A 9797-nucleotide genomic window follows, 5' to 3' on the forward strand; every position below is an offset into this window, starting at 1 on the left:
GCTGCGATAGCCTCGCGGACGTGATGAAGTTCGAGCCGGACGAGGCCACGTGGGTGCTGACGAGCACGGACGTCGGCCTGGCTGCCGTCGTCGGTGACGGCGCCTTCGGGCGCGGTCTCGACTACGCCATCGGGGGCAAGGTCATCGCGCTCGCGACGGCTGATCGCGGGCGTGTCCTCATGGGCACGGTCACCGGCAACGGTCTCGCGCCGTATCAGTGCCTCGTCACGTACAAGGGTGAGGCCGGCAACGGTGAGCCGTTGTGGGTCTCGCGGTGCACATGTCCTGTCGCGACCGAGTGCAAGCATGCGGTCGCCTCGATCCTCGCCGCTCGTCGCGCGCTGACGTCGGGGGTGCGCGAGGGCAGCGTCAGCCGCACATCGGCCCCGTCCGGCACGCGAAACGCCGCCGAGTCCAACGTCGTTCCCCTCTTCGGCGGTGCCGCGGCGTCCTCGACGAGTTCGTGGCGTGACAAGCTCACGGCGAGCCTCGGTCCGGACGAGTCGCAGCGCGCCGCGGCGCGGTCGGCGAGCCCGTCGAGTGATGCATGGCGCGCGCAAGTCGGCCTGCAGTTCGAGCCGAAGGCTCGGCCGGCGTCGTTGACCGATTCGACGCCCGTGCAGCGGTTCGAGCTCAAACCGACGAAACTCATGCGTACCGGCCGTTGGTCGCGCACCGCGACGTGGCTCGACGCCCGCAGCAGTGCCGGCATCGCCGAGGCCGAGGAGCACCAGAGCGAGGCGCTGCGCCGCTTCATCACGCCCCACAAACCGCGGGTCGGCAACGGCCAGACCGTCTACCTCGACGAACTGGGCCCCGGCGTCTGGCAGGCGCTCGCCGAACTGACCGACGCAGGCGTCACGCTGATGCTCGCCGCGACGCCGGGCGAGGGCGTCACTCTCGCCGAAGCGGCCGAGGTGAGCCTCGGCGTCCACCGACGCGATGGCGGGCTCGTCCTGACGGCCGACGTCGTCGGCGTCGACCTCGAACCCGAGTTCGGTACGGCGACGCTCGTCGGCGATCCGGCCCACGGCGTCGCCATCCTCGACCGCGGCAGCCTCAAGCTCGTGCCGTTCCACGAACCGCCGCACGCCCTGCTCCAACCGCTCCTGCTCGGCGACGTCATCGAGGTGCCCGAAGCCGACGTGCCCGAGTTCGAGGCCGAGTTCCTGCCGCAGATCCGCCGACACGCGAGCGTCAGCGATGCGTCGCAGACGCTGACGGACGCCGTCGAACCGCGCCTCTTGCTCGTCGTCGAGCCGGTCACCGTCGGCAAGGCGAAGGTCGAGACGTTCTTCACGTACGGCGAACGTCGCCTCCCCTCGCCGCCGATGGGGCGCGGGCGCCAGTTCTCCAGCGAGGCCGCCGTCATCGCGCGCGCGGCGCTGCCGTTGAGTCGTCTGCGCCTGACGCGCGCCGTGCCGGCCTTCGACCTATGGGTCAAGCAGACCGCCGAACTGACCGGTCTGGAGGCCGTGCGTCTCGCCGACGCCATCCCCGAGCTGCGGGCGATCGACGGCGTCGACGTCGTCATGAAGGGCGAGTTGCCCGCCTACGAGGAGGCCGAGGACGATCCGATCGTCCAGGTCGGCGTCAACGAGGCCGGCCTCGCGACCGACTGGCTCGACCTGCAGATCACGATCAGCGTCGACGGCCAGGAGGTGCCGTACCCCAACCTCATCGAGGCGATGAGCAAGGGGCGCGACGTCATGATGCTGCCGTCGGGCACGTACTTCCGCCTTGACTCTCCGCAGCTGCTCGACATCGCCCAGGTGCTCGAGGAGGCGCAGCAACTCACCGACAAGAAGAGCGACGGCCTGCAGATCAGCCGCTACGACATCGGGTTGTGGGATCAGCTCGTCGGGCTCGGCATCGTCGAGGCGCAGCGCTCCCAGTGGCAGGCGGCCGTCGAGGGGCTGACGAGGTCGGGGTGGAACCCGGAGAGCGTCGAGCTGCCCCCGTCGTTCCGGGCGACCCTGCGCCCCTACCAACTCGAGGGATACGCCTGGCTCGCCAACCTGTGGGACGCGGGGCTCGGCGGCGTGCTCGCCGACGACATGGGGCTCGGCAAGACGATCCAGACCCTCGCGATGCTCGAACGCGCCCGCGTCGCAGGCGAACTCGACACGACGCCCGCACTCGTCGTCGCACCGACGTCGGTGCTGGGCGTGTGGGCGCGCGAGGCCGCGCAGTTCGCGCCCGAGCTGAAGGTGAAGGTGCTCGCCGAGACGTCGAAGAAGCGCGGCACCGAGGTGGCCGAGGAGATCCAGCGGGACGCTCCGCACGTCGTCGTGACGAGTTACGCCGTCGCGCGCCTCGACGCCGACGCGTTCCATGCCTGCGGGTGGCGCGCGCTGATCCTCGACGAGGCGCAGATGGTGAAGAACCACACGTCGCAGACCTTCCAGGCCGTCAAGAAGATCGGCGCGCCGTTCGGGCTCGCGATCTCGGGCACACCGCTGGAGAACTCCGTCATGGACGTGTGGTCGCTGTTCAACCTCGTCGCGCCGGGGTTGTTCCCACGCCCGGAGGAGTTCATCCGTCGCTACCGCAAGCCCATCGAGCAGGGGGAGGGGCACGTCGCCACAGACGCGCTCAAGGGCCTGCAACGGCGCATCGGCCCGCTCATGCTGCGTCGACGCAAGGGCGAGGTCGCGCCCGATCTGCCCGAGAAGCAGGTGCAGCGCGTCGACGTCGCGATGTCGCCGCAGCACGAGCGCGTCTACAAACGGCACCTGCGGCGCGAGCAGCAGCGCCTCATGGGCCTGCTCAAGGACCCGGACGCCAACCGTGTCGAGATCCTGGCCGCGCTCACCCGCCTGCGTCGTCTCGCACTCGACCCGGCCCTCGTCGACGACGAGTTCGCCGGGCGTTCGGTGAGCCGCAAGGTCGAGACGGTCGTGCAGCAACTCGCCGAGATCGCCGCGGAGGGGCATCGCGCCCTCGTGTTCAGTCAGTTCACCGACTTTCTGGCGATCGTGCGCGAGGCCGCAGCCGACGCCGGCGTCTCGACGACGTACCTCGACGGCTCGACGCGCAACCGGCAGCAGGTCGTCGACGAGTTCAAGAGCGGCGAGGCCGACGCGTTCTTCATCTCCCTCAAGGCCGGGGGTACGGGGTTGACGCTGACGGAGGCCGACTACGTCATCGTCCTCGACCCGTGGTGGAACCCGGCGGCCGAGGATCAGGCCATCGACCGCGCACATCGCATCGGGCAGACCAAGCACGTCATGGTCTACCGCTACGTCAGCGCGGACACGATCGAGGAGAAGGTCATGGAGCTGCAGGAGAAGAAGCGCAAGCTCTTCGACGACGTCGTCGACGCCGGTGCCGGCGGCGGTCGTCTCACCTCCGACGACATCGCCGGCCTGCTCGAGGGGTAGGGCGCGAGGGCGTCAGGGATCGCACGGCTTGGGTGGGCCGCACGGGCGGAGCCCCAATATTTATCTCGATGTAAAGTATCTTGATGTCAAGAAAGCTGGTCTCCCGGCCGGCCGGACACCGTGAGGAGCGCGCCAGCCATGACCCGCGAATGGGATGCGAAGAGCTACGACGAGTTGCCGCTGCCGCACGTCGGCTGGGGCAGACGCACCATCGAGCGCATGACGCTGCGCGGTGACGAACGGGTGCTCGACGCCGGATGCGGCACCGGCCGCGACGCGGCCGAGTTGCTGTCGCGCCATCCGGGTGTCGACCTCGTCGGCGTCGACGGCTCGTCGCAGATGATCGCGCAGGCCCGCGAGCGGGTCGGGTCTGGGGCCGCATTCGCGGTCCGTGACCTCACCGAACCACTTGACGTCGCGGAGCTCGGTGCGCGGCCAGGCCCGTTCGACGCCGTCATGAGCGTCGCGTGCTTTCACTGGATCAGCGATCACGAGACGCTGTTCGCCCACCTCGCCGCGGTGCTGCGCCCGGGCGGCCGGCTGACGAGCGACTCCGGCGGCGAGGGCAACATCGAGAACGTCGAGCGCGCGATCGCGGCCGTCAACGCCGAGGGCTTCGCCCCGAAGGCCTTCGCCTCGCCCGAGGAGACGCGAGAACACTTGGAGCGCAACGGTTTCGACGTCGATCGCGTCGCGCTGCGCCCGAGCCCGATCCGCCTCGACGACCCCGACGTCATGGAGCGCTACCTCGCGACCGTCTGCCTCGGTTCCTACCTCGAGCGCATGAGCGAGCAGGAGGGCTGCGAGTTCACCCGGGCGGTGCGCGAGGCCATGGTCGAGCCGGTGCTCGACTACGTACGTCTCGAGATCGACGCGGTGCGCCGCTGACGCATCCCGCATCCGAAGCGACGAAAGCGCCGCGAACCGGCCGGTGGCTGACCTACCGTGAAACTCATGAAGCTCAGCCGCCGAACAGCCCCCAGCCACGCCGGTCGGTGCGTCCTCGTCACCGGTGGCGCGTCAGGTCTCGGCCTCGAACTCGTCAAGCTCTTCGTGGCCGACGCCGCCCGCGTCGTCGTCGCGGACCTCCACGCCGAGCGCCCGGCGAGCGTGCCGGACGGCGTCGACTACCTTACGCTCGACGTGCGCGACGATGCCGCTTGGGCCGATGCCCTCGCCTGGGTGGAGCAGCACTGGGGGCGACTCGACATCCTCGTCAACAACGCGGGCATCGCCGTCGGCGGGCGCATCGACACGACGGCGATCGCCGACTGGGAGCGCGCGCTGTCGATCAACCTCATGGGCGTCGTGCGGGGGTGCCGCACGTTCACCCCGATGATGAAGACGCAGCGCAGCGGCCACATCGTCAACACCGCCTCGCTCGCCGGGCTCGTCCACGCGCCGGCGATGGCGACATACAACGCGACGAAGGCCGCTGTCGTCGCCGTCAGCGAGACGCTGCAGAACGAACTGGAGCCGTTCGGCATCGACGTCAGCGTCATCTGCCCGTCGTTCTTCCGTACGAACCTCGCGCAGTCGTTGGCCGGAGCCGACGCCGAGATGGAGGCCAACGCCGTCGAGCTCATCAACGGCTCGCCTCGTTCGGCGGCCGATGTCGCCCGCACCGCGTTCGCCGGGATCGGCGCGCGCCGACACATCATCCTCACCGACCCGGACGGCCGGGTCGCCTACGGCGCCAAGCGTTTCGTCCGGCCCGTCTATGACGCGGCCATGGCCAGCGCTGCCAAACGTGTGGCGGCGGGCAAGGATCCGCAGCCCGCGGTACTCACCCAGCTCGGGCAGTGGGTGAAACGCCGCGCTGCCTGAGGGGAGGCCGGGGCGGGCACCCGTACTGCCAGTCTGGGGCCGCCAGTTGGCGGTATCCGGCGTCAGCTTCCTGACGTTCCGGCGTTTCCGCCCGTGCCTCCGGGCGCGGCGCCCGGCATCTGCCCGCCGCTCGGCGGTTGCTGGTTCGCATTGCCCGCCGAGCCGCCGGGCGCCTGTCCCTGGGCGCCCCCGCTCGTCCCGCTGCCCTGGCCTGCGGTGCCGGATCCGGACGCACCGGATTCGGACGTGCCAGATCCGGACGTGCCAGATCCAGATGCGCCGGCAGAACTGGTGGTGCCGCCCGAGGTTCCGTTCGTACCGGAGCCCGAGGTGCCCGAGCCGGGCATCTGCATGCCGGGGCCCATCTGACCAGTCGTGCCCTGCTGATTCTGCGACGTGCCACCGGGCCCGCCCATTCCGCCGCCCATGCCGCCCCCCGACGTTCCGGCCGGCATTGCCGCGGCCGCGCCGATCGACACGAGCGACGCCGTGCCCATGGCCAGCGCCGACACGAGCGCCGACTTCTTCGCCGACCATCGCTCGGGTCCCGGCGCCGAAGCGCCTGCCGTGTCGTTGCCGGTCGAAGCGCCCGAGGCAAACGGCGCCTCCTGCTCCGGCCCCCCGCGGTAGTCCGTGCCGGCGTCGCCGTCGGTGCCCGTGTGGGGCAGAGCAGTGCGGCGGACGGGCGGGATGTCGTGCAGTGTCGGGTCGTCGTCGTTCATGCTGTGTGCGTCGGGTCGGGGGTCGTCGTGGTCCATCGTGTCTCCTTCGTGCCTGGCGCCTCGGGGCGCGACGTCGCGGGCGCTCGCCCGTCATCCGCCGTCGACGTTGCGCGCCGGCACTGTGGAGAAGCTGTGCCCGGCGTGTCGTCGGTTCATGAAGCCGCCCGTCGGCCGGCCACTGCACGGCCCCGGGCTGGTCGTCGCACAGCCGGGCCAAAGCCGAGGTCGTGACGCTCAGGGCCATGAACTCCTCGATCTCAGCCGCCGGCTCACGCCGCGCGCGGCGCGCACCGCGTCATCGCGCCCGCCGGGCAACCGACATGACGCTCCGTGGCGCGACAAGCCCCGATGCCGGCGATACCCCCGGCGCTCTCGGCACCCGCACCACGGCCTCGAACACCTCCCGCACCTGGCTGACGCGCCTCGTCACCGGCCCGCACGACGACCCGAACTGGGCCCGCCCGGCGCTGTTGGCCCTGCTCGCGGCGACTGCAGTGCTCTACCTGTGGAACCTCACCGCCAGTGGCTGGGCGAACGCCTTCTACTCCGCTGCGGCACAGGCGGGCTCGCAGAACTGGGAGGCGTTCTTCTTCGGCAGTTCCGACGCGGCGAACTCGATCACCGTCGACAAACCACCTGCGTCGCTGTGGGTCATGGCGCTGTCGGTGCGGCTGCTCGGCCTGAGCAGCTTCTCGATCCTCGTACCGCAGGTGCTCATGGGTGTGGCCACCGTCGCCATCCTGCACGCGACGGTGAAGCGTCACTTCGGCGCGGGCGCCGGCCTGCTCGCGGGCCTCGTCATGGCGCTCACCCCGGTCGCCGTCCTCATGTTCCGTTTCAACAACCCGGACGCGCTGCTCGTCCTGCTCATGACGGCGGCCGCCTGGGCCACGATGCGAGCGCTCGAGCGCGGTTCGGTGCGCTGGATGGCGTTGGTCGGCGCGTTGCTCGGTTTCGGGTTCCTGACGAAGACGCTGCAGGTTTTCCTCGTCATCCCCGGTTTCGGGGCGGCGTTCCTGCTGCTCGCTGCGGCGCCACTGCGTCGACGCCTCGTCGGCAGCCTCGTGGCCCTCGTCGCTCTCGTGGCATCCGCCGGGTGGTGGGTCGCGATCGTCGAACTGACCCCGGCGAGCATGCGTCCCTACGTCGGCGGCAGCCAGAGCAACTCCTTCCTCGACCTGACGTTCGGGTACAACGGCTTCGGCCGACTCAGCGGTGAGGAGACGGGCTCGGTGGGCGGCGGCGGGGGCGCTGCCGGCGGGCAGTGGGGTTCGACGGGGCTGACGCGCCTGTTCGACGCCGAGATCGGCGGCCAGATCAGCTGGCTCATCCCGGCCGCGATCATCCTCGGCGTCATGGGTGTCGTGATGCGCGCGCGTGCGCCGCGCACCGACGTCCGTCGGGCCGCCTACGCCGTGTGGGGCGGCTGGCTCCTGGAGACGATGCTGACGTTCTCGTTCATGGCAGGCATCTTCCACGCCTACTACACGGTGGCGTTGGCGCCGGCAGTCGCGGCGCTCGTCGGCATGGGTGGCGCGCAGGCCTGGGAGCGTCGCCGCGAACCGGTCGGCAGCCTGACGATGGCGGCCGCGGGCGCCGCGTCGTCGATCTGGGGGTTCGTCCTGCTCTCCCGCACGAGCGCCTACAGCGACGTGCTGCGCGTCGGCGTGCTGACGATCGGAATGACGTGCGCGGCACTCCTCGTCATCGGGCGACGGCTGCACGCGCGAGCCTTGCCCGTGATCGTCGCGGGCGCCGTGGTCGCGGGCCTCGCGGGGCCGACCGCGTACTCGCTCACGACGCTGACCTCCGGGCACACCGGCTCGATCGTCACCGCCGGGCCGGCGTCGGGCGGCATGGGTGGGATGCCGGGGTGCGGGCGGCCGTGGCCCCGGTGCTCGCGCCCTGGGTGGTTCGACAGTCGGCGCGCCGCCGGCCGCTTCCTCGACGACGCGTGGCACCGTGCCCACCGGTGCAGGTGGGCAGGGAGTCGGTGGCGGCGGCATGGGCGGGTTGCTCGATGCCACGACACCGAGCGCCGCCGTCATCTCTGCCCTGCGGGCCGACGCGCAGCGTTACACCTGGGTGGCCGCGGCGGTGGGTTCGCAGAGCGCGGCCGGACTGCAGCTCGGAACGGGCGAGCCGGTCATGGCGATCGGCGGCTTCAACGGCACCGACCCGAGCCCGACGCTCGCCCAGTTCCAGGCCGAGGTGAAGGCAGGCAAGATTCACTACCTGCTGGCCAGTGGTGGAACATCGGCGGGCGGTGGGACGAGCTCGGCCCAGACGAGCGATGCGAGCCGCGTCCTGGCGTGGGCGGAGGCCACCTACCGGCAGGTGACGATCGGATCGACGGTCTTCTACGACCTGACGCAGCCGCTCGATTGAGGCAGTCAGCCGGCCTCGACAGGGGTGAAACGCATTGGAAATCATCATTCTTCGACGTGTTTCACCTCTAGGGGTGGGGCAACGCGCGGGTGTGCCCCGTACCCTCATGGGGTGATGACTTCCGCCTCCCCCATCCGACTGGCCGTGATCGACGACTACGAGGTCGTCGTCAACGGTCTGGCCAAGATGCTCGAGCGCTACCGCGACCGGGTCGAGGTGGCCGAACTCGACATCGAGGGCCCGATGTCGACGGTCGAACACCCCGTCGACATCGCGCTCTATGACACGTTCGGGCAGGCGCAGGGCGAGCCTGAGGCGCTGGCGCACCTGCTCAAGGAGCCCCGGGTCGACAAGGTCGTCGTGTACACGTGGAACTTCCAGCCCGACCTGGTGCGCCGCAGTCTCGATGCCGGCGTTCGGGGTTACCTCTCCAAGACGCTGCCCGCGGGCGAACTCGTCTCGGCGCTGGAGCGAGTGCACGCCGGCGAGGTCATCGTCTCGGCCGAGGTGGGCTCCGGCCCCATCGCCGGCGAATGGCCGGGGCGCGAGGAGGGGCTCACGCCGCGTGAAGCCGAGGTGCTCGCACTCATCACCCAGGGTCTGTCGAACAACGACATCGCCGCGCAGACGCACCTGTCGATCAACTCGGTGAAGAGCTACATCCGCACCGGCTATCGCAAGATCGGCGTGACGAGCCGCAGCCAGGCCGTGCTGTGGGGGGTTCGCCACGGCTTCGAGCCCGACCACCGTCGCATCGTCCCGGATCCCACCGTCCAAGATCGCTGAGCGCGCACACGCCAGGGCCGCCCCACCGTCAGGATCGGCTGACGGTGGGGCGGCCCTGGTGTGTCCAAGGGGTGGCGCACGTCACCTGACGGTGATTTGGCGTCCACCTGGAGGACGTGTAATGTTTTCCGAGTCGCCGAGGGGCAGACAGCACAGAAACCCCAGTGTTTCCGGGCAGTTTGCCTCACGAGCTCGAAGCTCACCGCAGTTTCGACAAGCGCGCTGGCTCCACCACGAGCAAGCGCCGAGTTGAAGTCGGGGAGCGAGGGTGGTAAGGTTGACGAGTTGCCCCGAGCGGGGTGGGAAACGAAAAGGGTTCCTGCTTCGTGTGGTGTGCGATGGTGTTTTGAGAACTCAACAGCGTGCCGATGTGATCATCGCCAAACATTTTAGTGGCACTTATGGAGTGTCGCGTGTTTTGGCTGAGTGATTAATGATTGTACAGAACTACGATGACCCTTCTGGGGTTGTTGTTTGTCACCGTTTTTTTCTCGGCCAGGGTAACAAATTTTTTCTACGGAGAGTTTGATCCTGGCTCAGGACGAACGCTGGCGGCGTGCTTAACACATGCAAGTCGAACGATGAAGCACCAGCTTGCTGGTGTGGATTAGTGGCGAACGGGTGAGTAACACGTGAGTAACCTGCCCCTCACTCCCGGATAAGCAAGGGAAACTGGGCCTAATACTAGAGA

At 69.4% G+C, this 9797-nt stretch carries 6 protein-coding genes and 1 rRNA gene; 6 read left to right on the forward strand and 1 reads right to left on the reverse strand.

Annotated features, from left to right (window positions below):
* Positions 1 to 23 precede the first annotated feature (23 nt).
* The 3 genes from J4Z35_RS05525 (at position 24) to J4Z35_RS05535 (ending at position 5210) form a co-directional block, all read left to right on the forward strand.
* A complete protein-coding gene (locus tag J4Z35_RS05525; protein WP_074040442.1) occupies positions 24 to 3383 on the forward strand; it encodes a DEAD/DEAH box helicase in 3360 nt (1119 codons plus the stop codon).
* Positions 3384 to 3521: 138 nt separating this feature from the next.
* Positions 3522 to 4271, forward strand: a complete 750-nt coding sequence (locus tag J4Z35_RS05530) for a class I SAM-dependent methyltransferase (RefSeq protein WP_074040441.1) — start codon at positions 3522 to 3524, stop codon at positions 4269 to 4271.
* Between the two features lie 66 nt (positions 4272 to 4337).
* Positions 4338 to 5210, forward strand: a complete 873-nt coding sequence (locus J4Z35_RS05535; RefSeq protein WP_074040503.1) for an SDR family NAD(P)-dependent oxidoreductase — start codon at positions 4338 to 4340, stop codon at positions 5208 to 5210.
* Positions 5211 to 5272: 62 nt separating this feature from the next.
* On the opposite strand, the gene J4Z35_RS05540 is transcribed toward J4Z35_RS05535, so the two are convergent.
* Positions 5273 to 5968 carry a hypothetical protein gene (locus J4Z35_RS05540; RefSeq protein ID WP_074040440.1) on the reverse strand — a complete coding sequence of 232 codons (696 nt, stop codon included), beginning with the start codon at positions 5966 to 5968 and terminating at the stop codon, positions 5273 to 5275.
* A gap of 206 nt (positions 5969 to 6174) precedes the next feature.
* Between J4Z35_RS05540 and J4Z35_RS05545 the strand changes: the two genes are divergently transcribed.
* The 3 genes from J4Z35_RS05545 to J4Z35_RS05555 form a co-directional block, all read left to right on the forward strand.
* Positions 6175 to 8391 (forward strand): glycosyltransferase family 39 protein, encoded by a 2217-nt coding sequence (locus tag J4Z35_RS05545; protein WP_243754881.1) that lies wholly within the window; start codon positions 6175 to 6177, stop codon positions 8389 to 8391.
* 43 nt (positions 8392 to 8434) lie between these two features.
* Positions 8435 to 9106, forward strand: a complete 672-nt coding sequence (locus J4Z35_RS05550) for a response regulator transcription factor (protein WP_074041352.1) — start codon at positions 8435 to 8437, stop codon at positions 9104 to 9106.
* A gap of 513 nt (positions 9107 to 9619) precedes the next feature.
* Positions 9620 to 9797, forward strand: a 16S ribosomal RNA gene (locus tag J4Z35_RS05555); the annotation flags it as partial.

This window comes from Dermacoccus sp. NHGro5 (assembly GCF_017565385.1).
Classification (GTDB): domain Bacteria; phylum Actinomycetota; class Actinomycetes; order Actinomycetales; family Dermatophilaceae; genus Dermacoccus; species Dermacoccus nishinomiyaensis.

Coding starts and splice junctions, on each gene's coding strand:
- J4Z35_RS05525 (WP_074040442.1), top strand. CDS start 24: ATGAAGTTCGAGCCGGACGAGGCCACGTGGGTGCTGACGAGCACGGAC.
- J4Z35_RS05530 (WP_074040441.1), top strand. CDS start 3,522: ATGACCCGCGAATGGGATGCGAAGAGCTACGACGAGTTGCCGCTGCCG.
- J4Z35_RS05535 (WP_074040503.1), top strand. CDS start 4,338: ATGAAGCTCAGCCGCCGAACAGCCCCCAGCCACGCCGGTCGGTGCGTC.
- J4Z35_RS05540 (WP_074040440.1), bottom strand. CDS start 5,968: ATGGACCACGACGACCCCCGACCCGACGCACACAGCATGAACGACGAC.
- J4Z35_RS05545 (WP_243754881.1), top strand. CDS start 6,175: ATGAACTCCTCGATCTCAGCCGCCGGCTCACGCCGCGCGCGGCGCGCA.
- J4Z35_RS05550 (WP_074041352.1), top strand. CDS start 8,435: ATGACTTCCGCCTCCCCCATCCGACTGGCCGTGATCGACGACTACGAG.